This window comes from Geopsychrobacter electrodiphilus DSM 16401 (assembly GCF_000384395.1).
Taxonomy (GTDB): domain Bacteria; phylum Desulfobacterota; class Desulfuromonadia; order Desulfuromonadales; family Geopsychrobacteraceae; genus Geopsychrobacter; species Geopsychrobacter electrodiphilus.
Window position 1 is genome coordinate 3,354,916 of the sequence record NZ_ARWE01000001.1, and the last position, 23,110, is coordinate 3,378,025.

The window sequence follows — 23,110 nt, forward strand, 5'->3', positions numbered from 1 at the left end:
TTCCTGCAATAGCGAAATTCGTCATTGACTCGCCTCTTTTGACAATGGATAAAAACATGCGACCGAACGGCTGGTGCCGTTTGATACACACACCGGGACCACTTTGCGGCAGTGATCCTGAACCTTGGGGCAACGGGTTTGAAAGGCACAGCCAACCGGTCGATTCAGGGGGCTGGGAATCTCCCCGGTCAAGGGTTGTAACTTGCCGCGCTTTTTCAGATCAATGGTAGGGATCGCCGTCAGCAAAGCCTTGGTGTAGGGGTGCTGCGGTGCACTGAAAATCTCGGGAACTGGCCCCTGCTCAACAATCCGCCCCAGATACATGACGACAATTTCGTCAGCGATATATTCGACGGTTGCCAAATCATGGGAGATGAACAGATAACTGATGCCGGTTTTATCCTGCAGATCAAGGAGCAGGTTAAGAACCTGAGCCTGAACAGAAACATCAAGGGCGGCCGTCGGTTCATCGAGAATCAACAGCTTCGGCTCTAAGGCCAGAGCACGGGCAATTGCGATGCGCTGGCGCTGACCGCCCGAGAATTCATGCGGGTAGCGATCCATGTGCTGCGGCCCCAGCCCGACATCGCAGAGCAATTGTTCAACCCGTTCACGCAAGGCCTGTCCACGTATCTTGTAAGCCGTTTGCAGCGGTTCACCAACGATCTTGAAAACTCGCATCTTCGGATTGAGCGACGAATAAGGATTTTGAAATACGATGCTCATGTTCTGGCGTAACTTGCGCATGGTCTTGTTGCCCATATTTGCCAGATCAACACCTTCAAAAATCACTTTGCCACCATCGGGCTTAAGGAGATGCAGCAGGGTCTGAGCAACGGTGCTTTTGCCGCAACCTGATTCGCCGACCAAGGCAAGGGTTTTGCCACTCTCGACCACAAAAGAGACATCCTCAACGGCCGTGACGACCCCTTTCTTCGTTTCAAAAGTCTTTTTAAGGTCAGTAACATTGAGTAAGGCTGTCATGCTGTCCCTCCAATGTTTGCAGTGTTCTTGGGGGAGACATCACGCTTCGGATAGTGACAACGAACAGTTGAACCTTGGGTTAATCCTTGCGTCGCCGGCATCTGCTGCGTGCAGCGCTCTTGTGCCCTCTCGCAACGCTCATGGAACGCACAACCCGAGGGAGGAAACGCCATATCGGGGACATTGCCACGGATATAATCCAGACGATGATCGTTACCGCCGAGCGCCGGTACGGTTTGCAGCAGTTTTGCGGTATAAGGATGAGCCGCCGACTCAAAGACCTTTTCCAAGGAACCGCTTTCGACCACCTGACCGGCATACATCACCGCCACCCGGTCACAGAGTGAAGCAACGACGCCCAGATCATGGGTGATAAAGAGCACCGTCAAGCCGAGGGTGTCGACCATCTCGCGCAACAAACAGATGATCTGCGCCTGGATGGTGACGTCCAGTGCGGTGGTTGGTTCATCGGCAATCAGTAACTGCGGACGGCAGGCGATGGCCATGGCAATCATCACCCGCTGGAGTTGACCGCCCGACATTTGATGCGGATACCGGTTGAACACCAACTTCGGATCGGGCATGTGAACCATCTGCAGGGACTCAATCACGGCTTGATGAATTTCCGCTTTATCGCCTGGCAGATGACAGTTCAGGGCTTCCACCATCTGTCGCCCCACCGTAAAGAACGGATTCATCGAGGTTGCCGGATTCTGAAAGATCATTGAGGCAACCCCGCCCCGCAAACGGAAGAGTTCCTTTGGGGTGGCGTGAACTGCCTGAATACCGGTGACCTTGACATCCCCCCTGACCCGAGCCGATTGGGGCAGAAGGCCCAGGCAGGTTTGCGCGGTAATCGATTTGCCACTCCCGGATTCGCCAACCAGCCCGAGAACGGTCCCTTTTTCGATCCTCAGGGAACAGCCCCGCACGGCCTGAACAGTTCGTTCGAGGCCGGGGAAATCGACATAAAGATCGTTGATTTCAAGAATGGGCTCACTCATAAATGCTCTCCCCGATGTTTTGGATCGAGCATGTCACGAATGCCATCACCCACCAGATTGATCGACAACACCGTCAGGAAGATGGCCAAGCCGGGGGCCGCAGCTGTCCACCAATAGTCGAGAAACTTGGAGCGCGACAGGGCCACCATCAATCCCCATTCGATCGTTGGAGGCTTAGCACCAATCCCGATAAAACTAAGAGAGGCTGCCGCCAGAATGGCGTAACCAAAATCCATCGAGGCCTGAACGATTGATGGGGTCAACGAATTTGGCAGGGCATGTCGCAACATAATACGGATATGCCCTACTCCCATGGCACGGGCGGAATCGATATATAGGTTGCGTTTCACCGTCATCACCGAGCCACGCATAATTCGTGCGTACCAGGGAAACCAGGAGATCGCCAACGCCAGCATGGCATTGGTCAATCCGCTCCCCAGGGCGGCGGTAATTGCAATCGGCAGCAACAGGGGTGGAAAGGCAAGAAAAATATCGGAGAACCGCATCAGGAGGGTATCGACTTTCCCGCCGAAATAACCAGCAAGCAAACCAATGGGAACCCCGATCACCATAGAGACCGCCAGCACAACCACTCCGATCATCAACGACTTCTGAGCCCCAAAGAGGACGCGGGAAAACAGATCGCGCCCCAAGGCATCAGTGCCCATGAAGTGGCGCATTCCGGGAGCCATCAACTTATCACTGAAATTAATAGCGTGCGGATCGTAGGGTGCCAGCCACGGAGCCAGAACGGCACAGAGAGCTACCGCGCAAAATATCGCCACACCGACGACAAACAGGAGATGCTGCGAAGCAAAATAAGTCAGCTTACGCATCCCGCTCGCGCGGACAAAAACAGCGGGTGCGACTTCAGTCATACTCATCAAGAAGCCCTTAAACGTGGATCGACAACATAATAGAGCAGGTCGACGATCAGATTGATGCTGAGATACAGGGTCGCAAGAAACAGGGTTACGCCCATCACCGAGGGGAAATCATTTTTAGTTATTGCGCCGACCACATAGCTGCCCAGACCCGGCCAATCGAAAACGTACTCAACTACTACCGACCCTCCAAGCATAAAACCATAAGTCAGACCGATAACCGTCAGCATGGGAATCATGGTTGCTTTGAAGGCAAAACGATAATGAATTTTACGTAGCGGAATCCCATAGGCGAGAGCGGTCTTGATATAGTCCTCACCCAATACCTCGATCATAGTGTTACGCGTAATCCGGGTAACCACCGCCAGTGAAGCAATCGCCAAAGTCAGCACCGGCAATACCAGATGTTGAAAAGAACTGAGCAGTGCCACCCATTGACCTGATAAGAAGGAGTCGATGAGATAGAGACCAGTGGTATTATGAAAGGGATAATCGAGCATCACCTCGCTGTTGATACGCCCCTGCAGTGGAAACCAGCCGAGTTGGCCGTAAAACAACATCTGCAGCATCATCCCGATAAGAAAGACCGGCAGAGCCACCCCGGCGATGGAGATAGAGCGACCCGCATGATCAACCATTGAGTTCTGTTTGACTGCCGAGAGAACCCCCAATGGGACCCCGACTATGACCACGATAATGACCGCCAAAGTTGTCAGTTCAAAGGTGGCGGCCATGCGGGCGCCAATTTCACTCAAGACTGGCTGACCAGAGCGTAGGCTGGTACCAAAATCACCCTGTAATGCAGCAACCAGATAGTTGTAAAACTGCTGCCACATCGGTTGATCGAGACCCAAGGCCCTTTTCGCCGCTTCGATCTGTTCCGGGGTTGGCCGATGCCCCAGCATCAGTTCAACCGGAGAACCCGGCAGGATGTGACTCAGCGCAAACGTGACTGCAACCACACCGATCAAAATTCCGACCATCATCAATAAGCGTCGACCGATATATGCGAGCAAAACAGCATCCTCATCGAGTCGCTGCTCTCCCCCTCCGCCAACAGAGGAGGGAGAGCAGCGAGTTATTTACTTGCGCGACAACTGATAAAAGAACACACCGTCATAGGCGGGATTAACCACTAAACCGCTGATATTACTCCGCCGCGCAATGCGTTTCTTGATATCGGCATAGAAGATCGCTGTTGCGTCATCGATCAAGATTTGTTGCGCCTTTTCATAGTTGGCGATCGCTTGGGCCCGGTCCGAACCTTCTAGCGCGGCACCGTCATCGATCAACTTGTCGTAAACCGGATTGGAATAGTGCGACAGGTTGAAAAGCGTCTTCTTCTCGGTGTGAAACAGTCCCGTCAGCCAATCGTTGGGCGTCGGATAGGTCGGCCACCAGGTCATCGACTGCAGATTGGGAGCGGTGTCCAGTTTTTTCGCATTCGACCAGAGGACACCCCATTCGCCAGGAATCAACTCAACCGTCAAGCCGACCTGACGACTTATCTCCTGAAACAGCAGAGCAGAGTTTTTATACTCTTCAGAGGTGCCGATATAGGCCATGGTAACCTTCCAGTCCTTTTTCGGAATTCCCGACTCTTGCAACAGCTTCAGCGCTTTGGCGGGATCGAAATCCGGCGTCTTCAGATTGGGGTTGTGCCCCCAGAGACTGGCCGGGATCACCCCTTTAGCAACTTCAGCTTGTCCGGCATAAATATCCTGCACAACTGTCTTATAATCCCAAAGATGCGTCAGCGCCTGACGGAACCTCTTGTTGTCGGTCGGGTAAATTTTGGTGTTGATCAGGAACTGTGAATTTTTCCAGGAGGCAACAGCCTCTGCCGTAATCCCGGGCTGCTTGTTCAGCGTAGCAACAGCATCGGCCGGAACCAGAGAGATAAAGTCTGCTTCCCCTGATTTTAGCATCTGCACCTGAGTGGCATTTTCGTTAACAACCTTCAACAGAACCCGATCAAAGTTATCCTTTCTCCAGCCACCCCAATAATCGGCATTCTTTTCCAGAACGACATGCTGCCCCTTGACCCATTGACGCACGTAATAGGGACCGGTACCGGCATCGTTGCCAAGATTGAACCAATCGGTGCCTTTCTCTGCGGCCTTGGGCGAATAAATGTAGCTACCGTACTGTGAAGAGGCGATCAGGTCGATCGGTAGCGGATTCTTGGTTTTAATCACCAAGGTGTACTCGCTGGGAGCGGTGATTTCAGTGACGCCAGACCAGATGTAATAAGCACCCTTCTTCATGGCCATGGTGCGCTCAATCGAGAACTTGGCAGCGGCGGCATTCATCGGCTCCCCATCGTGAAATTTAACGCCTTTGCGCAGGTTGAAGGTCCAGACGAGTCCATCTTCGCTGACCGACCAATCGGTTGCCAGTGCCGGAGTGAATTGGTCCTTGGAGCCTGGCGGGTTGTACCAGAGTAGTGGCTCATAAACGTTAACCAGCATCACCACTTCCATGGAAAAGGCAATTGCAGGATCCCAGTCTTTCATATCGGCATACATTGCATAGGTCACCGTATTTTTCGCCGGAGCGGCAAAAACGTTCCCCGACATGCCCAATACTGCAACCAGAGCAAAAACTCCAAAAAACAACTTTCGTAAACTCAGCATCGACGTTACTCCCTATTCAGTTAGATTTTTTGACATGTAACTTGAGAAAGATGCGAAGACAAAAGAGCAATGGCTATGCCAAGATTAAAACACTGTTAGTACTCTTTTAAAAACAGGGTGTTATGGAATATTAACCGATTCAATGACCTGAAAATTTATTCGATACCGAATAAATAAACTCATTTTTATTCATTTATAAATAATTACAACTTCAACCCATGCTTCTTGATCAACCTCACGACTGATGGCTGCGAAATGCCAAGATAGTCTGCCATGTCTACCTGTCGGGAAAATTTCATTGAGGCTCTTTCAAGCCAAGCCCTCTCGACCTCTGTAACCGCCTCCTTCAATGTCACTTGACTGCCCGGAAGCCTCTTTACCTGTCCCTTGTCACGAATCTCGGCAGGCAGATCACCAATCCTGATTTGCTCTCCGCGACAAAGCACAAAGGCCCGTTCGAGAATATTGTTAATTTCACGCACGTTGCCGGGGAAATCATAATTGCACAGCAATTCCATCACACGCGGCGACAGGGTTCGACGCACACCGTAACGCTTTCGCAGATTTTCGAGGATATTGGTCGCCAGGAGGGGAATATCGGCGCGGCGCTCAGCGAGTGGCGGAATGTCAATCTGTACAATATTTAAGCGAAACCACAAATCCTCGCGGAAAAGTCCTTGACGAACCAGAGTCTCCAAATCCTTGTTAGTAGCTGCCAGCAGGCGGATGTCAACCTGCTGGAATTTGGTCGCGCCAACGCGGATAAAACGTCGCGTGTCGAGGAATGTCAGCAGCTTAACCTGCACCTCAAGGGGGAAGGCATCAATCTCGTCGAGAAATAATGTCCCGCCGTCCGCGGCCTCAATCAGTCCCGGCTTGCCTCCTTTTTGGGCCCCGGTAAAAGCCCCGCCGACATAACCGAAGAGTTCGGCATCAACCAGCGTCTGTGGGAGCGCGCCACAGTTGAGCGATAAGAACGGTTTATCTTTGCGCCTGGAGCTATCGTGGATGACCTGGGCAATGAGACTCTTACCCACACCAGACGGCCCGGTTGCCAGAATCGTGGTGTCGAAATCAGCGACCCGAAAAGCAGTTTCCAAAACTCGCTTCATCTCTTCGCTCTCTGCAACGATTTCATGGCTCTTGAGTTCGCGCATCTTCATCATCAACAACTCTGACTGGATTTTACGATTAAGTTGCTGTTTTTTCTCCAGCTCTTCTCGCAACATATTAAGCTCAGTCACGTCCCTCTCAGTGCCTACAACATAACGGATTTCGCCATCATCACCGAAGATCGGGACACCGTTAACCAACAGGGATCTCCCAGAGCGAACTGTCTGAATAATTGCCACCGGCTCACGTCCGATCAGCACCTTCTTGGTGACGGATTGATCGTAATTACCCCGGCCCTGCAATTCTTCGACGGTCCTGCCGCAAACGTCTTCTCGCTTGATGTCATTCAGACTCTCGACTGCTCGATTGATCCATAGCAGACGCGGAGTCGCGTCACAAAGCCATAACCCAGTACTGGTAGCATCAAAAATTTCTTCAACGTCTCCAAGCGCATCTGCACCCAGCGCCTCTTTCAGGGATAGTGTCATTTTTTCACCTCGGGTTGAATTTATTCATAAATGAATAATCCCAACCCTATCACAGGGGTTGTCTGCTCAATAATTATTTTTTCTAGAGAAGGCACAACGGAAGGGGGCATTGACCAGATCGGGAATTAACTAGCTAAAACTCATTGCCAGGTCGCCGACAAAGAAGATCACGGCGAAGCGTCTGGTGTAATGCCTTTCTGCTTTAACGACGCTATTGATCGGTGCCAATGTCATCGACCGCTCGGCAGGCGCAATATAATTATTGCCGGAAACAATCCGAAAGGCAGAATGACTTTTCGCCTGTAAATGCATTTCAACACCCAACGAAGCAGGAAAGAGGGTGTTGGGAAATTGGACCTTTTCAGATTCTTCTGTTGTTGGTGGGCAGCCAGTGATGTTGGTCAAGAAAGTTATTACCCAGGTCCGATAAGTTGTGTCACCTGACCTCAGCCCACAACCGGCAAATATTTATCCGCATTTTTAGATACCCTGGTTCATAAAGAACGGCCAACCGCAAAAATAGGGTTGACCGTTTTGGTGTCTGGCAGACGGTGATTTATGAGTCAACGGTTAAGTCCCTTATAAATAGGGGTACAAACTCACGATTCCGGACTCCAAACTATCGTTTTCTGATGTGCGGATTCGTCAACTGCCACACATCACTCTTCGTCATCATTCTCCGGTTCATCCAGCCCGTAAGGCTGCGGATCAGCCCCGTGGCCCCGTTGATCTCGCGACCGTCCAATAGTGCTCTCAATCAATCGGGATAACTTTTCTGCTGCGCCGTTGACGGCCTGTTCCAGTGTTGTGGTCTGATGAGTGGCCACAACGGGCTGACGCCCCTGGAGTCGGGCTTCCATAACGCAGCGCAGCCCGTCTTTGCCCTTTTTTTTGTCGCTGTTCTCATCACTCAGATGGACTTCCATCCGGGTGATATGATCCCTGAACCGGCTCAGGGCCTGTTCGGTTTCGCCTCTGACATAGGCTGCCAGCGCTTCGTTACCATCGATGTTACGGTCGGTATTTATTTGAATCTGAATGGTGATCTCCTCTTTGGTTTCCTGAAGTTAATCGTGCTCTACTTATGCAGAATACCTCCACCTAAACAATTGCGATACCTCACCACTATACCCTTAATCGTCCAACAAGTCGTCTCATCAATTACGCTTCGGAGGGCTTCCCGCGAGAAAATTACAAAATCCCTGCTAAACAACCTCCCCCAGCATCGCCCTCACCTTTTTTGCATCGGCTCGTTCCAGAGACTTCCCGGTAATCTGGCAAAAAGGCCGCTGACGGCGATCATTGGGCGGATAGACCGCGCATTCAATCTCGACCCCCTCATCCTCCAGATAAAACCGCACCTGCTCGGCGTCTCCCTCTTCGCCAAAAGTGATCCCTTCGCGCTCAAAAAAATATCCGACCTCTTCCGGCTTGTCGCAGAACAGCTGCAGGTTGATATCGCTGAGCTCACGCACCTCGCCGCGCTGTACCGAACCGACCAGCAGGGGTTGGAAAGGTTCGAGCAGCTCCAGATATTTCAGCGCCAGCAAGCGCCACTCCCGAACGCGCCTGGCCAGTGTTTCCCCACCGTAAAAACGCAGCAGATGCTCAAATTCGGTGTGGATTTCTGCATATTCCGGGAGATGAGCGCCGCGTGTGCTTGAAACCGCTGGTCCGAAATGTCGTATCGCCTGACGGCGCGCGTCGCGATAGCTGCGCACCTCCTCTTCAAAGAGCAAACGCGCCGCCTCGCGGGCGATCTCGGTTTTGATTCTCTCCTTGCGTTCCATGGGCCCGATACTCCTTCCGGCATCGCTTGTAACTTCCGCAGTTTTTTGACCTGGGTCATGTCGCAGATCAAGCCATCCGGTATAAGGTGAAGGTTATTCTGGACAGCGCCTCAAACTGTCCCCATATCCCGAATATCTCTACAAGGAGTATAAACCATGAGCAATTGTGCGTGCGGTGGTGGTCATCATCATGGCGGTGGCGGGCCTTTCGCCGAAGGCCGAGACCTGGTTGATTTTGTCGCCCGGGCCCACGGCGGAGGAAAACGGGATCAGCCGATCCCCGGTGGCGGGCTCAAGGCTAACTGTCAGGGATGCGGCGCCCCTTTCACTCTGCTGACTTTCGTCGGCAGCTGTCCCGCATGCGGCGGCGTACATGCGGTGGCACCGCCGCGCAGCGACGATGCGGCGAACATCCAGTTTGCCGGCGCGGATTACCAACTCCCCTGAGTCTCGACCTGGAACCCACTCCGCGACCATCAAACTTCCGGCGCTGCCAAAGAGAAAAGCCTCCCTTTATGTACCAAGCGGGAGGCTTTTCTCTTTAATTAGGTCAAACCGGCACTTATCAGTCAACGATGTCCTGCCGTAGCTGCTGTCGATCCTGACGCCGTTCGCGAGTGAACTCTTGACGATCGATACGCCGGTCAGCCTGATAATCATGTTTCTGGTCGTGCATTTCGCGGTGAATCTGCTGGCGTTCCTGCACCGTAGCGGCATTGTTCAGCTCCTGCCGACCGGTACGCATGGCACTGTGCAACTGTTGACGGTCGGCGCGGCGATCCTGACGATAGGCCTGTTGATCGAGGTGGCGGTCCATCTGGAAACTACGCGCCTCGACCCGGGTCATTTTGGCAGAGCCGATCGCCGGAAGCGCAAGGCACAGGGCGAGCAAGGTGGCAAGGCTGAAGATTGACTGTGGCTTCATGGTGATTCCTCCTGTCGGATGGTTTGGCGTCATTGCCCTATGTTGCTGTGACGCTTCAACGACAAAAAGGTTTACAGCCAGATAAAAACAATATCAGCCTCGCGCTGAGCCGCAGAGATCGCGAAGCAAGATTGATCAAGAGCTGGAGTCAGTGATATTTGACACCCAGCCGGCAGCTGACGTATACAGTACCCCTTTTTGCCTGCCATTTTTATCTGATCGAGATTAAAGAGAGTAAAGAACCATGATGAATCTCAAACCCGAAGTGATTGCCCAGCTTGAGCGTGTGCTCGGTTCGGTTGAAATGCTGCTCCCCAAAATGTCCAAGCCGGTCGACTGGGCTAACTGTTACGCGGCCAACTGGCGTCGCCACTCCTTTTCCGGCTATCTCGAACGGGTCAAGGTCACCGACACGACCCGCCTCGATCAACTGCTCGGCGTCGAAGAGCAGAAAAAAACCATGATCAATAACACCCGTCAGTTTCTTAAGGGCTTACCGGCCAACAACGCCCTGCTCTGGGGTTCGCGCGGCACGGGCAAATCATCCATCGTCAAGGCCTTGCTCCACGAATACGCCGCCGAAGGCCTGCGTGTGATCCAGGTCGAAAAGGAAGATCTGATCTATATCGCCGAAATTTTCGCGGCGGTCGAGGATCAACCCTACCGCTTCATCATGCTCTGTGACGATCTGACCTTCGAGATGGGCGAGCTCTCCTACAAAATGCTCAAGAGCGCCCTCGACGGCTCGGTCTATTCGGCGCCGGAGAACGTACTGATCTACGTCACCAGCAACCGCCGCTACCTGCTCCCCGAATACGAAGGGGACCATCTGGGCGGCAAGTATGTGAAGGGAGAGTTGCAGCAGAGTGAGATTCAGGAAGAGAAGAGTTCACTCTCGGACCGTTTCGGGCTCTGGGTGCCGTTTCATGTCTTTTCGCAGGAGCGTTATGTCGAAGCGGTCAAACTGTGTATCGAGCGCTTTGCCCAACAACTCGGTCGTGACATCCCGATGACCAAAGAGGTCGAACTGGCCGCGATCAAATGGTCGCACGACAAAACCAAACGCTGCGGCCGCACCGCCTTCCAGTTCAGCAAGAACTGGGTCGGCAAGTATCTTTTGAAATAGGTGCATCTATGACTATCGAAACCCTGATCAAACAGCGTAAAACCAAAACCCCGCCAGTGATTATCGACGTACGCAGTGGCCCGGAATATCGTAACGGCCACATCCCGGGGGCCCTGCATCTGCCAAGCTCAAGACTGATTCTTAGCCGCAGCCAGCTGCCGGACGATAAAACCGCCCAGCTGGTGATCACCTGCGAACATGGTCCGCGCGCCAGTGTAGCCAAGAGCCTGCTCGCTCTGTTCGGCTATCACAACTGCGAACTGCTCGAGGGGCACATGCACCGCTATCGGCAGAAAGGGCTTTCCCTCGAGAAGTAGCAAGCTCATAGCCGTGAACAAGCGTTCATGTTAGGGTGCACTTCATACAAGAAAAAACACCCTGCCCCGATCTACAGGCAAAGCATGTGGGCTGCAGCTGTTGCTGGCGGGAAGTTAAGTGGCAACGTTGGACGCAGGCAATGGCTGCTGTCCACATGCCCCCCGCGCAAGGACTGAACAGTTACATATTGCACAGGAGTTAAGAACGCATGAAGATCGACTGGTATCCGGGGCACATGAAGAAGGCACGCGAGCTGATCCTCGATCTGGTCAAGAACATTGACCTGATCGTTGAGATCCTCGACGCACGCCTGCCGCAGAGCAGCGCCAACCCCGTACTGCAGGAACTGCGCGGAAGGCGGCCGTTTATCCGCGTGCTCAACAAGGATGACCTGGCTGACCCGACGGTGACCAAGGCGTGGAAAAATTATTTCGAACAAGAAGAGGGGGTCAAGGCCTTGCCGCTCTCCGCCAAAAATCGCAGCGCCTCCTCCAGTCTGCAAAATCTCTGTCGCCGCATGGTCCCGCATCGCTGCAAACCGGGCCGCCCGATCCGGGTTATGATCGTCGGCATCCCCAATGTCGGCAAGTCGACCATGATCAACACCCTGGCCGGAAAAAAAATGGCCCGTGTCGGCGACAAACCAGCGATCACCACCTGTCACCAGCTCATCGACCTGCGTAACGGTATTCTGCTCTCCGACACGCCAGGGCTTCTGTGGCCGAACCTGGAAGAGCGCGGCGGCGCGCAGCGCCTTGCGATCAGCGGCGCGATCGGCGAGAACGCCTATGATCAGGGGGAGATCGCCCTGTATGCCCTGAAATGGCTGGTCGCAACCTACCCCCAACTGCTGATCAAACGCTATAAACTCGATGACCTGAGCGGCGAACCGGCCGACTTATTGGCCACCATCGGCAGTAAACGCGGCTGCCTGATTTCCGGCGGTGAGGTTGATTTCCGGCGCTCCGCCGATCTGCTGCTGCGCGATCTGCGCGGCGGACAACTGGGCCGGCTCAGCCTAGAAACTCCCCCCCTGGCGGAAGCACCGGCCGCCTGAGCAAACCTCAGCTCACCGCTTTCACCCAGCTGCACTTCGGGCCCACCACCATCAAACTGTTCGGCAGGCCACTCTGCACCTTCTCCATTGTGCTGCCGAACAGGAGCTTACGCATCGAGCCCTTACCGTAGGCGCCCAGCATCACCAGTCCATCGTGGGGGATGCTGAAGAGTTGTGAGGAAATATCTCCATCCCCCAGAAACTGCCAGTCAAAGGCTTCAATCTGCGTCTCGGCGAACCCTTGCCTTATGAGCTGGATTTTGAGTTCAATCCTGTCTCCCTGACTGAAAATTTGCAGTGGCGCATTGCACCTCCGGTTTATCTCCAACGCCAGGCGCAGGGCACCGGCGGCATTGTCCGACCCGCCGTAAAAGACCGAAAGCCGCGTCCAGGGTTTAAAAACCGGCGCCGGTAGAAATATCGGAAAATGTGCCGACTGGACAATCCGCCGCACCTTGGAACCGATCACCCCCAGCGCGATCTTGCGCGTGTCTTCACTCATCGAACGCGGACAGGTCATCAGGGAGAAATGGATCGGCAGGTCAGGCAGGTCGCTGGCAGTCTTCCCCTTCGGGACCACCAGGGTATGTTCCACCTGATGGAAGGCCAGAATTTCGCTGATATGATCCCTGGCGGTGGCGGGGTCGGTCAGGTAACTGGAATCCAGATCCACCTGCACCACCTCGGGGTCAAAATACATCAGGAATCGTTTAAATTCAGGCAGGTATACCGCAAGGGGCAGCTGCATTCGACGACACAGATAGGCGGTCTGGAGCAAGGTTTCGCGACCGAACGGCGTATTGCGAAAGATGTGCATGACTGGTTTATTCATAAGACCTCCGGATGCGGGTAAATGCGCATCATAGCGCCGCAGTCGTCTTCATGGCAAATCGATCAGATGCCCCTTTTCAGGAGCCGGGATTCAACCCGATTCGACTTTTTTTTAAAAATATCAGGTTGACAAAAATCAGTACAACTGCAGGATAAGCCCTGACGAATGATTTATTAACCGACAGGACCATCCATGCGCTTAACCATCCGCATCACCGCTGCTGTGACCCTCGGGATTATTCTGGTCTTCTCAATTTACAGCTACCTGTCGATTCAACGCGAGCGGCAACAACTTAAAAAAAACCTTAGTCGCGAGGCCCGCAACCTGGGTGAATCGCTGCTCTTTATCGTTACTGATCTCAGAGAGTCCCGTGGCGAAGAGGTGGCGATCGCCTTTCTGAACCGCCGCAATCTGCTCAGCCCCAGCCTTCAGGCCCGCTGGGTCTGGACCGACGCCCCGGCGGGCAGCCCTCAAAGCCCCCTGGTCCCGGAACCGGATCTTTCGCCACTCCAAAATGGAGAACCTCTGTCGCTACTCGTCTCCTCCGAAGATGGCCACGATTTTTTACTGACCTATCTCCCGTCGCGTGACAGCAAGGGCCGACTCGGTGCCATCGAAGTCCGCGAATCGATGGATGAGCTTCACGGTTACGTCCAGGAGAGCCTGCGCCGCTCAGCCATGGTGGTCGGTGCGGCGGTTGCTTCGGCCCTGCTGCTGATGACCCTCCTCGGCAGCCTGTGGATTAACCGTCCGGTGCGCCGGTTGCGAGAACAGGCCGAGCGGATCGGTACCGGTGATTTTTCGGCGCCACTCAATCTGGGTGGCCGCGACGAGCTCGGCAAGCTGGCGGATACGATTGATCAGATGCGCGGTCAACTCGCGGCGGCCAAAGAGGCTGATGAAGAGTCAACCCGCGAGCGGATTGAGGCCCTGGAAAAGTTGCGCCATACCGAGCGTCTGGCGACTTTGGGCCGTTTGTCTGCGGGGATGGCGCATGAGATCGGGACGCCACTGAATGTCATTTCGGGACGGGCCAAGTTAATCGCCCAGGAGGCCCTCAGCCCGCAGGAGACTGTCCACTCGGCAAAAATCATCGGTGAGCAGACTGAGCGGATGACCCATATCATGCGCCAGTTGCTCGATTATGCCCGGCGCGGAGAGATCCTCAAGCAACAGGTTGATGTCTCTGAGCTGCTCCGCGTGGTCAGTGAAATGCTCCATCCGACGGCACAGAAACAACGGATCGAGATCGAACTGAATCTGCCCCAGGAGGCGTTGATGGTCAAAGCCGACCCCGGCCAACTCCAGCAGGTGCTGCTCAATCTGGCGATAAACGGTATCCAGTCCATGGGCAAGGGCGGCCGCTTGAAGATCGACCTGTCACGCCACCCTGAGGATAAAAATCTGGTCCAGATCGACATCTGCGATCAGGGGTGCGGGATTGCGGCGCAGGACCTGCCGCATATTTTCGACCCCTTCTTCACCACCAAGGAAGTCGGCCAGGGGACGGGCCTCGGGCTGTCAATCGCTCAGGGGATTGTCATTGAACATGGGGGCAAGATCGAAATCGACAGTACTCCCGGAGAAGGGACATGTTTCCACCTGAGCCTGCCACAGAATCTGCAGGATCAAATTAATGGTTGAAACCCAAGCACGCATCCTGATTATTGAAGATGACCAGGCCTTTCTCGACCTGCTGCGTGAAACCCTCACCCGGCGGGGCTATCAGACAGACTGCGTGACGCGCACCGCTGACGCCGATCAGCAGATGCAGAGGATCGATTACGATCTGATTTTGACCGACATCAACATCCCGGGTGAAACCGGCACCGATTTTTGCGCACGCCTCCAACAGACCCTCCCCGACCTGCCGGTGCTGGTCATGACCGCTTTCGGCAGTCTGGAGACCGCCATCGAGGCCTTGCGTGCCGGCGCCTACGATTTCATCACCAAACCGGTCGATCTCGATCTGCTCGGGATCTCTCTGGAGCGCGCCCTGCAGCACCGACGACTGACCCGGCAGGTGCGGCTGCTCGAAGAGCAGGTGAAAAAAGCTGACGCAACACAGGAGTTAATCGGCAACAGCCCGGCCCTCATCAAACTGCGTGAACAGATCAGCCGGCTGGCGCCGGTGAACACCTCGGTCATGATCAGCGGCGAGAGTGGTACCGGTAAAGAGTTGGTGGCGCGCGCCCTGCACCACCAGAGTGGTCGCAAAGGGCGTTTTATCGCCATTAACTGCGCCGCCCTGCCAGAGTCCCTCCTTGAGAGCGAACTCTTTGGCCATGCCAAAGGGGCCTTTACCGATGCCCACCTGGAGCGTCGTGGGCTGTTTGTCGAGGCCGATGGCGGTACCCTCTTTCTTGACGAGATCGCCGAACTCCCCCTCGCACTGCAGCCAAAACTGCTGCGTGCCCTCGAAGAACGTCGGGTGCGCCCCTTAGGCGGAAGTATTGAAATCGACTGTGACGTTCGGATTCTTGCCGCCAGTCACCGCGACCTGAAAGAGGCTGTCGCTTCGGGGGCTTTTCGCGATGATCTCTACTACCGCCTCAATGTGATAGAGCTGCAGCTTCCCCCGCTTGCCGACCGCGGTAACGACATCCTGCTTTTGGCCAGCCGCTTTATTACCGAACTCGCCCCGCGTTTCAATAAAAGAGTCGAAGGCTTATCCGCTCCTGCGGCTGCTCGGCTGCTCAGCTGGAAGTGGCCAGGGAATGTGCGCGAACTGCGCAATGTCATCGAACGTGGGCTGGCGCTCTGTCGCCACGACCAGATTACTCTTGAAGATTTACCGGAACCATTGCAGAAACAGAAGGGAGCACCCGCCAGGCCGGGCGCTGAGTCACAGCCGACCCTGGCCGAGGTCGAGGCGAGGTACCTGGCTCAAATCATGGAAGAGACCGAGGGGAATCGTACTCTGGCCGCCAAAATCCTCGGCATTGACCGCAAGACCCTCTACCGTAAACTCAATCCATAAATCCGGGGCAGTCTGCCCCGGCGGGGCAAAATGCCCCGCCGGAAAAAACATTTAACCTACTGATATTACTAGAATTCTATCCCGGCACGCTTCCTGCGACAGGAATGGTCTCCCCCTTTCAAGGAGATGCCTGTGACCCAGCCGAAAACAACCGAAAACCAACGGCCGCCCTGCGTACTGATCGCTGAAGATGATCAGGCGTTGCGCGAGCTTCTGGCCTTCGCCCTGCATCGCGCCGGCTTCTCGGTTGCCAGTTGCAACAACGGACTCCGCCTGCTCGAAATGCTTGAAAACGGGATTGATGATGCCTCAACCGCTGCGGATATCGTCATTACCGACCTGCGCATGCCGGCCCTGACCGGTCTCGAGGTGCTCGAAGCGCTGTTCGAGCGCCCCGGTCGTCCCCCGGTGATCTGCATGACCGCTTTCGGCGATCCCAAAACCCATCAGGCAGCAATCCGCTTCGGCGCCACTCACACCATCGACAAACCCTTCGACATCGATGAGATGATCGAACTTGTTCGCGCCGTCCACAACTATCAAAACAGAGAGAAGGAGTAACCTGCAATGAAAATGCTGACAAATAAAACCCTGCTGTTCCTGCTGCTCACCTTCACCGCGGCCAGCCTGATGCTGCCGCCGAATGTGCGGGCCCAGGAAGCGGGCCTTGAAAGCCTGCGTCAAACCGGTATGGCGTTTCGTGAAGTCGCCAAAAAGGTCTCTCCGGCGGTGGTCTTTATCAAGGTTGAGAAAGAGATCAAGGCCCAGCCGGGCGGTAATCCGCTGAACTCGCCCCTTGGTGACGAGTTCTTCCGCCGCTTCTTCGGCCAGCCACCCCAGCAATATCCCCATCAGCAACCCCAGCAGCAGCGGCCACCTCAGCATGCGATCGGCCAGGGGAGCGGCTTCATCATCTCACCTGACGGCTATATCATGACCAATAATCATGTGGTTGCGGGGACAGACCAGGTCACCGTCACCCTGCTCGACGGGCGCGAATACAAAGCCAAAGTCATCGGCACTGACCCGCCGACCGATGTCGCAATTATCAAGATTGATGAGACCGACCTCCCCTTTCTTAGCTTCGACGATTCCGATAAACTCGAGGTCGGTGACTGGGTTCTGGCCTTCGGCAACCCCTTCGGCCTCTCGCACACTCTCACCGCCGGGATTGTCAGTGCCAAGGGGCGCAGCGGCATGGGCTTAAATGAATATGAAAACTTTATCCAGACCGACGCGGCCATCAACCCCGGAAACTCGGGTGGTCCGCTGGTCGATCTCGACGGCAAGGTCGTCGGCATGAACACCGCCATCTTCAGCCGCAGCGGCGGTTATATGGGGATCGGCTTCGCCATCCCGATCAACATGGCCCAACGCATCCGCGAGCAGCTGGTCAAAACTGGTAGCGTCACCCGCGGGCGCCTCGGGGTCATGATTCAGGATATGACCCCGGAACTGGCAGAATCGTTCGACCTTAAACACGGCGAAGGAATTCTGATCGCACAGGTGATAGAAAATTCACCGGCAGCGGAGGCCGGGCTCAAGCAGGGCGACCTGATCCTGCAGCTCGACGGGCAAAAGGTCGGAAAGATGGCCGCTTTCCGCAACAAGATCTCCTTTACCCCCCCCGGCACCAAGGTCAAACTGCTGATCCGCCGAGACGGCAAGGAACAGACCCTGACGGCCAAGATAGGTACCCTCGAAACGGATAAAAACGGACGCCCGGCGGCAACCAGCAAGTTGTCAAAACTGGGGTTGAGCCTGCAGGAACTCACGAGTGACCTCGCCGATAAGTTTGGCTACACCGGCCAAAACGGAGTTCTTGTGACCGAGGTCGAACCCGGCTCCGCCGCCGAGCACGCCGGGATCAAACGCGGTGACCTGATCCAGGAAGTGAATCGCGCGGAAGTCAAGACCCCGAGCGAAGTGCGCAAGGCGATCGAAAATAATCGCCGCAGCTCTATCCTCCTGTTGGTCCGCCAGGGTAATGCGACACGCTATCTGGCCCTGAAACTCGACGAATAAGGTCCCTTCTTCCCCTGCCGCTCCCCTGTTTCTGGAGGAGCGGCAGGGCCTTTGTTTTTTTTATGGAATTTGATTCGGGTCAGGAGTAATATCCGCCGCTGTGAACATGACTCTTATTCGTGCGCGGCTCCGCCACCTCACTCCCGGCCAGGCCCTGCTCATCTACTATGCTTTTGCGATCCTGCTGGGCGGCACACTGCTCAGCACTCCTCTGGCCTCCACCGGCAGCCCGCTCTCTTTCCTGGACGCCCTCTTTACCGCTACCAGTGCCCAATGTGTCACCGGGCTCGCGGTAGTCGATACCGGTACACGTCTGAGCCTTTTTGGTCAAGTGATTGTGCTGCTCCTGATCCAGACCGGTGGGCTCGGCATTACAACCTTTTCGGTCTATCTCTTCTCGTATCTCGGCAGCGGCTTCAGCCTGCACAGCCGCAAACTGATCGAAGAGACTCTGCTCCCCTGCCCTTATGCGTCAATCAATGAACTGATCCGCGGCATCTTCATCCTGACCTTTGCCATCGAAGGGATCGGCACCCTGCTGCTTTCCATCCGTCTGGTGCCACAGCTCGGCTGGGCCATGGGGCTTTACAGTGCCCTCTTCCATTCGATATCGGCCTTCTGCAACGCAGGCTTTTCACTCTTCCCCGATAGCGTCATCGGTTTCCGGGGCGACCCGCTGGTCAATCTGACCCTGATGTTTCTGATTATTGCCGGCGGTCTCGGGTTTCTGGTCCTGCAGGAAGTTCTGGGGATGACCCGCCGCACCAAAGGGCATCGACGCCGTCTTTCGCTTCACAGCAGACTGGTGCTTGTGACCACGCTGATCCTGACTCTGGGGGGAGCGCTATTGCTCTGGCTGATAGAAGTACCCTCGGAACTGCATCATTTGAGTCCTGCTGAAGGGTTCTGGACCATGCTCTTTCAATCGGTGTCCGCCCGCACGGCCGGATTTAACAGCCTTGACCTGAATCTGCTTGCGACTCCCTCGCTCTTTCTGCTGATCGTCCTGATGTTCATCGGCGCCTCCCCTGGCTCCTGTGGCGGCGGGATCAAGACCACCAGTCTGGCCCTGCTCTTCGCCATCCTGAAGAGTCGCCTGCGCGGCGAGAATCACACCAATATCTTTCGTCGCACCATCCCCGAAGAGTTGACCACCCGGGTCCTGACGCTGGTGCTGCTCTCGATACTGGTCTGCGGCATCGCCATCTTTGCCCTGCTCGCGGTCCAGACCTACGGCCTGCCGGCCAGTGCAAGCCGCGGATCCTTATTGGCCTACAGCTTTGAAGCGGTCTCGGCCTTCGCCACCGTCGGGCTCTCCCTCGGGGTGACCTCCTCATTGCTCCCGGCTGGGAAACTGATCATTATCGGCCTGATGTTTATCGGCCGCGTCGGAATTTTAACCCTGGCCTTCGCCTTTGCCCAACGCTCGCGCCGGGCATCGGTCGTCTACAGCCAGGAACAGATCATGATAGGATGATGCCATGAAACGTTTCTGTATTATCGGTGCCGGCAACTTCGGCTTTCACGTCGCCTCAAACCTCTATCAGGAGGGTCACGAGGTGATGGTGGTTGACAACAACCGTGCCCATATCCAGCAAGCGCAGGAACATTGCTCCTTCGCAATTCTGGCCGATGCCGCGGATCGTGAATTTCTTGAAGCGCAGGGGCTCGCCGGAATGGATGCCGTCGTCGTCGCCATTGGTGAGCGCTCCCATGCCGCGACCCTGACCACCCTCTATCTCAAGGAACTGGGGGTTAAAAAGATTCTGGTCAAGGCGATCAACGAAGACCACGGCCGCATCCTCCATAAGGTCGGCGCCACCGACATCATCAATCCCGAGAAAGACATGGCGGTCAAGGTCGCGCGCACCCTGGCCAGCCCCAATATCCTCGACATGCTCTCCATGACCGGCGGCTACAGTCTCAACGAGCTGGAACCACCGCGGGCCTTTATCGGCAAAAACCTCATCGACCTCAATCTGCGCAAAAGATTCGGTGTGTTCGTCCTGGGGATTAAAGACGTGCTGACCGACGAGTTTCTGCTGCTCCCCCCGGCCGATCGGGTCATTCGTGACAGCGACATGTTGCTGATCTTCGGCCGCAATGAAGATATCAACCGCGCAATCGGGAACCGCTGATCGCCCTAGGCGGTTCATCTGCCCGCTGTTGAATCTAAAAGTATTTATCCGCGTCAGGTCCGACGACCAGATCCGCAGCATCATAAAGTAGCGCGACTGAAATACTCTCAAAATGAGGCCTGAACATCGCGATCATTACAGCCTTAAGCTGGTCTTAAGGTGAGTTCTTTACTATCCCTGCTTTCCCTACTTCAGATCAGTTAGGTTGTCAGGATAGATTTTTGGAGGCATATCCACAGGAGAATGTTTAATGATGGGACGGAATCCGCCAATCCTGGTCCTGGGCCGATGAGACTTATCCACAAGGGCGTGTTTAGCCTGGTCCTGGTTTTACTCAGTGCCTGCGCCAGCTATCGGCCACAGCCCCTCACACAGGCCGCGGTCCAGGCCAGGCTGAAGCACCCGGATATGGCAGAGCTGCGGATTCTCGCCAGTGAGATTAAACACCCCATTCTTCACCCGGTGGCGTTAAACCCTGAAGAGGGTCTTTCCCCCGATGGCGCCGCGGTGCTCGCGGTCCTGCTGAATCCCGCCCTGCGCGCCCTGCGCGACCAGAAAGCCGTAGCCAACGCCCAACTGCTTGAGGCCGGACTGCTGCCCAATCCCGAACTCTCCTACAGTCTCGATCTACCGACGGGGAACCGGGCCGGACGCGGCAACGCTTTCGGGCTGGGGTTGAATTGGAATGTTTCCGCGCTGATCTCGCGCGCCGCCCGCAGGGGCAGCGCACGGGAGCATGATGCTGCCATCGCCCTGGATATTGCCTGGCAGGAGTGGCAGGTTGCGCAAGGGGCTAAATCCGCCGTCTATCGGCTGGTGAGTTTGCAGGCGCAGGAGGCGCTTGCTGAGCAGTCCGCACAACATCTGGCGACAACCCTGACGCGTCTCCAACATGCCGTTGCGGCTGGTTCTTTGACGTCCAGCACCCTGCGTCCGGCCCAGGCGGCCTGGAGGCAGGCCAACGCAACCCGGCTCGAGCTCAGCCAGAAGACCGCGCAACAGCTGTTACAACTCAAACGCTTGCTGGGGCTGCCGAGTACCAGCAAACTGCATCTGCAGCAGGAAATTTCTCTGCCCTCCCGAATTGAACTGCCCGCTGAAACAGCCCTGCTCAAAGATCTGGAACAGCGGCGTCTGGATCTGCTTGCCCTGCGGCGCGGTTATGCCAGTCAGGAGGCGGCAGTTCATGCGGCCATCCTGAACCAGTTCCCACAGATCAGCATCGGGCCGACGCTGAGTCGCGATGCGGACAACCTGCGGACAACGGGATTCAGCCTCAACCTCAGCCTGCCGATTTTCAATCGCAATCAGGGCCAGATTGCCCTGGAGCGTGCGACCCGGCAGAGACTGTTGGATGAATACACCAACCGGGTCTTCGAAGCCGGTTCGGACATCGGTCTACTCTTATCTGGAATCCACTTTATCAACGAACAGATCACTCAGGCCCAGGCGGACGCGACCGATCTTGATTGCCAACGGCAACTGTCCCGCTCGGCGCTTGCCGCAGGGCTAACCGACCGGGTTTCTGCTGACCTGATCTGGAACGCACATATCAGGGCACAGATGAAAATGTTCGCCCTGCGAGGCGACCTGGCCCAGGCGCTTGTCGCCCTTCAGCTGGCTTCCGGTTTCTATGCAATCCCGCTCGCCGCAACTCCGCCAACCGGAGCCGCGCCGAGCTGGATCAACGAAGGAAAAGCCTTATGAGGTTCACACCCACGCTCCGCGTTATGATGGCAATACTGTGCGGCGCTCTGCTTCTGCCCCTCTCTGCCATTCAGACCTGCGCGGCGCCGCAGACATCCTCTGCCACCGGCGATACTGCGTCTGCCGGACCGCAGCTGATGACCCTGGCACGCCCCGAACTGCGCACATTTATTCAGCAGATTCCCTGGATCGGCCGCGTCGAGACCAAGGTTTCGGTGAAACTGAGCGCGCCCCTGGCTGGCCAGATCGCGACGATCAGCGTTGAGGATCAGGCCCGGGTTAAAAAAGGCCAGCTGCTGGTGACACTCGGTGGTTTTCAGGTGGAAGGGGAGCGCGCCCGACTGACGGCTGAGGTTGAATCCCTGCACACCCAGCTTGAACTGGCGCAGCAGACCCGGAAACGGCTCAAGGAGAGTCTGCAGGCACAACTGGCGACAAAAGATCAGCTGGCCGCAGCTCTGAGGACACAGGTGCAACTTGAAACACGCTGGCATGAAGCGCTCACGCAGCAGAAACTCTTTGAGAAAAAAATTCTCATCACCGCCCCCACAAATGGAATTTTCACGCAACGGCGGGTCAGTTTGGGGCAACAGGTGAAGGCCGGTGAGGTGATCGCTGACGTCATCGACCTGGATCAGCTGCGTGTCCTGGCCTTCATTACGCCAGCGGCAGGTGTTGAGCTGCGGGGCAGAGAGGCTCGGCTTCAGCCTGACCAGATGCAGCCGGCCTTGCGGGGAGTGGTGCAGGCCGTGCTGCCTCAGGCCAGCGCGACCGGGGCGCTGCAAATCTGGATCGAGGGCCCACAAATCAATCGCCTGCTGCGGCCCGACCAGACGGTTGCCGGAACTGTCACTATTGCGACCGGGACGCAAGCCCTCGCGGTTCCGCAATCGGCGATCATCTACGATGCAGAAGAAAATCCCCTGATTTTCGTGCAGAAAAACCAAACGTTTGTGCCGCAGTATGTTCAGCTGGGCCAGGTGCAAAATGGCTGGGTGGAGGTTCTCTCCGGCCTGAGCGCAGACCAGACCCTGGTCACAGAAGGGGGCTACGAACTCTTTTATCGCCAGTTCAATAAACAGTTCAAGGTCGCGGATTAAACG

At 55.7% G+C, this 23,110-nt stretch carries 23 protein-coding genes; 12 read left to right on the forward strand and 11 right to left on the reverse strand.

All coding sequences use genetic code 11. The features are described from left to right. Positions 1-21: 21 nt before the first annotated feature. From D888_RS0115875 to D888_RS0115915, 9 genes are all read right to left on the reverse strand, one after another. Entirely contained in the window at positions 22-984 is a 963-nt protein-coding gene (locus D888_RS0115875) for an ABC transporter ATP-binding protein (protein ID WP_020677556.1), read from the reverse strand. Next, complete coding sequence (locus D888_RS0115880) at positions 981-1,988, reverse strand: ABC transporter ATP-binding protein (RefSeq protein WP_020677557.1); 1,008 nt, start codon at positions 1,986-1,988, stop codon at positions 981-983. The genes D888_RS0115875 and D888_RS0115880 overlap by 4 nt, the downstream gene beginning before the upstream one ends. Then, a complete protein-coding gene (locus tag D888_RS0115885; protein WP_020677558.1) occupies positions 1,985-2,872 on the reverse strand; it encodes an ABC transporter permease in 888 nt (295 codons plus the stop codon). Before D888_RS0115885 ends, D888_RS0115880 begins: the two co-directional genes overlap by 4 nt. Continuing rightward, complete coding sequence (locus D888_RS0115890) at positions 2,872-3,888, reverse strand: ABC transporter permease (RefSeq protein WP_020677559.1); 1,017 nt, start codon at positions 3,886-3,888, stop codon at positions 2,872-2,874. Before D888_RS0115890 ends, D888_RS0115885 begins: the two co-directional genes overlap by 1 nt. A 66-nt stretch (positions 3,889-3,954) precedes the next feature. Next, positions 3,955-5,508: an ABC transporter substrate-binding protein gene (locus tag D888_RS0115895; protein ID WP_020677560.1), complete on the reverse strand. Its 1,554-nt coding sequence runs from the start codon at positions 5,506-5,508 to the stop codon at positions 3,955-3,957. A gap of 203 nt (positions 5,509-5,711) precedes the next feature. Further along, positions 5,712-7,109, reverse strand: coding sequence for a sigma-54 interaction domain-containing protein (locus D888_RS22000; RefSeq protein ID WP_020677561.1), 1,398 nt, complete (start codon positions 7,107-7,109; stop codon positions 5,712-5,714). A 129-nt stretch (positions 7,110-7,238) separates the two neighbouring features. Beyond that, positions 7,239-7,514 carry a hypothetical protein gene (locus tag D888_RS0115905; protein ID WP_020677562.1) on the reverse strand — a complete coding sequence of 92 codons (276 nt, stop codon included), beginning with the start codon at positions 7,512-7,514 and terminating at the stop codon, positions 7,239-7,241. Positions 7,515-7,768: 254 nt separating this feature from the next. Continuing rightward, the gene (locus D888_RS22005) at positions 7,769-8,155 is read right to left on the reverse strand and encodes an HPF/RaiA family ribosome-associated protein (RefSeq protein WP_211215702.1); all 387 of its coding nucleotides are present in this window, start codon (positions 8,153-8,155) and stop codon (positions 7,769-7,771) included. A 159-nt stretch (positions 8,156-8,314) separates the two neighbouring features. Beyond that, complete coding sequence (locus D888_RS0115915; protein WP_020677564.1) at positions 8,315-8,899, reverse strand: hypothetical protein; 585 nt, start codon at positions 8,897-8,899, stop codon at positions 8,315-8,317. A gap of 156 nt (positions 8,900-9,055) precedes the next feature. Between D888_RS0115915 and D888_RS0115920 the strand changes: the two genes are divergently transcribed. Further along, positions 9,056-9,346: a hypothetical protein gene (locus D888_RS0115920; RefSeq protein ID WP_020677565.1), complete on the forward strand. Its 291-nt coding sequence runs from the start codon at positions 9,056-9,058 to the stop codon at positions 9,344-9,346. Between the two features lie 118 nt (positions 9,347-9,464). Here the strand turns inward: D888_RS0115920 and D888_RS0115925 are convergent, their stop codons facing one another. Further along, on the reverse strand, positions 9,465-9,824 hold the full coding sequence (locus D888_RS0115925) for a hypothetical protein (protein WP_020677566.1): 360 nt from the start codon (positions 9,822-9,824) through the stop codon (positions 9,465-9,467). Positions 9,825-10,068: 244 nt separating this feature from the next. Between D888_RS0115925 and D888_RS0115930 the strand changes: the two genes are divergently transcribed. The 3 genes from D888_RS0115930 (at position 10,069) to ylqF (ending at position 12,325) form a co-directional block, all read left to right on the forward strand. Then, complete coding sequence (locus D888_RS0115930) at positions 10,069-10,950, forward strand: ATP-binding protein (RefSeq protein ID WP_020677567.1); 882 nt, start codon at positions 10,069-10,071, stop codon at positions 10,948-10,950. An 8-nt stretch (positions 10,951-10,958) separates the two neighbouring features. After that, entirely contained in the window at positions 10,959-11,267 is a 309-nt protein-coding gene (locus tag D888_RS0115935; protein ID WP_020677568.1) for a rhodanese-like domain-containing protein, read from the forward strand. A gap of 209 nt (positions 11,268-11,476) precedes the next feature. Next, on the forward strand, positions 11,477-12,325 hold the full coding sequence (gene ylqF / locus D888_RS0115940) for a ribosome biogenesis GTPase YlqF (protein ID WP_020677569.1): 849 nt from the start codon (positions 11,477-11,479) through the stop codon (positions 12,323-12,325). A 7-nt stretch (positions 12,326-12,332) separates the two neighbouring features. On the opposite strand, the gene D888_RS0115945 is transcribed toward ylqF, so the two are convergent. Then, the gene (locus tag D888_RS0115945) at positions 12,333-13,157 is read right to left on the reverse strand and encodes a universal stress protein (RefSeq protein WP_020677570.1); all 825 of its coding nucleotides are present in this window, start codon (positions 13,155-13,157) and stop codon (positions 12,333-12,335) included. Positions 13,158-13,349: 192 nt separating this feature from the next. Here D888_RS0115945 and D888_RS0115950 point away from each other — a divergent pair, with 192 nt between their 5' ends. The 8 genes from D888_RS0115950 to D888_RS0115985 all read left to right on the forward strand — a co-directional run bounded on the left by D888_RS0115950 (position 13,350) and on the right by D888_RS0115985 (position 23,107). After that, positions 13,350-14,801: a sensor histidine kinase gene (locus D888_RS0115950; RefSeq protein ID WP_020677571.1), complete on the forward strand. Its 1,452-nt coding sequence runs from the start codon at positions 13,350-13,352 to the stop codon at positions 14,799-14,801. Continuing rightward, positions 14,794-16,137, forward strand: a complete 1,344-nt coding sequence (locus D888_RS0115955; RefSeq protein ID WP_020677572.1) for a sigma-54-dependent transcriptional regulator — start codon at positions 14,794-14,796, stop codon at positions 16,135-16,137. Before D888_RS0115950 ends, D888_RS0115955 begins: the two co-directional genes overlap by 8 nt. A gap of 132 nt (positions 16,138-16,269) precedes the next feature. Beyond that, positions 16,270-16,698 (forward strand): response regulator, encoded by a 429-nt coding sequence (locus D888_RS22010; RefSeq protein WP_020677573.1) that lies wholly within the window; start codon positions 16,270-16,272, stop codon positions 16,696-16,698. A gap of 6 nt (positions 16,699-16,704) precedes the next feature. After that, positions 16,705-18,162, forward strand: coding sequence for a DegQ family serine endoprotease (locus D888_RS0115965; protein WP_020677574.1), 1,458 nt, complete (start codon positions 16,705-16,707; stop codon positions 18,160-18,162). A 106-nt stretch (positions 18,163-18,268) separates the two neighbouring features. Then, on the forward strand, positions 18,269-19,639 hold the full coding sequence (locus tag D888_RS0115970) for a TrkH family potassium uptake protein (protein WP_020677575.1): 1,371 nt from the start codon (positions 18,269-18,271) through the stop codon (positions 19,637-19,639). A 4-nt stretch (positions 19,640-19,643) separates the two neighbouring features. Continuing rightward, a complete protein-coding gene (locus D888_RS0115975) occupies positions 19,644-20,300 on the forward strand; it encodes a potassium channel family protein (RefSeq protein WP_020677576.1) in 657 nt (218 codons plus the stop codon). Positions 20,301-20,588: 288 nt separating this feature from the next. Beyond that, positions 20,589-22,007, forward strand: coding sequence for a TolC family protein (locus tag D888_RS23345; RefSeq protein ID WP_169513294.1), 1,419 nt, complete (start codon positions 20,589-20,591; stop codon positions 22,005-22,007). Beyond that, positions 22,004-23,107 (forward strand): efflux RND transporter periplasmic adaptor subunit, encoded by a 1,104-nt coding sequence (locus D888_RS0115985; RefSeq protein WP_020677578.1) that lies wholly within the window; start codon positions 22,004-22,006, stop codon positions 23,105-23,107. The genes D888_RS23345 and D888_RS0115985 overlap by 4 nt, the downstream gene beginning before the upstream one ends. Positions 23,108-23,110: the final 3 nt, after the last annotated feature.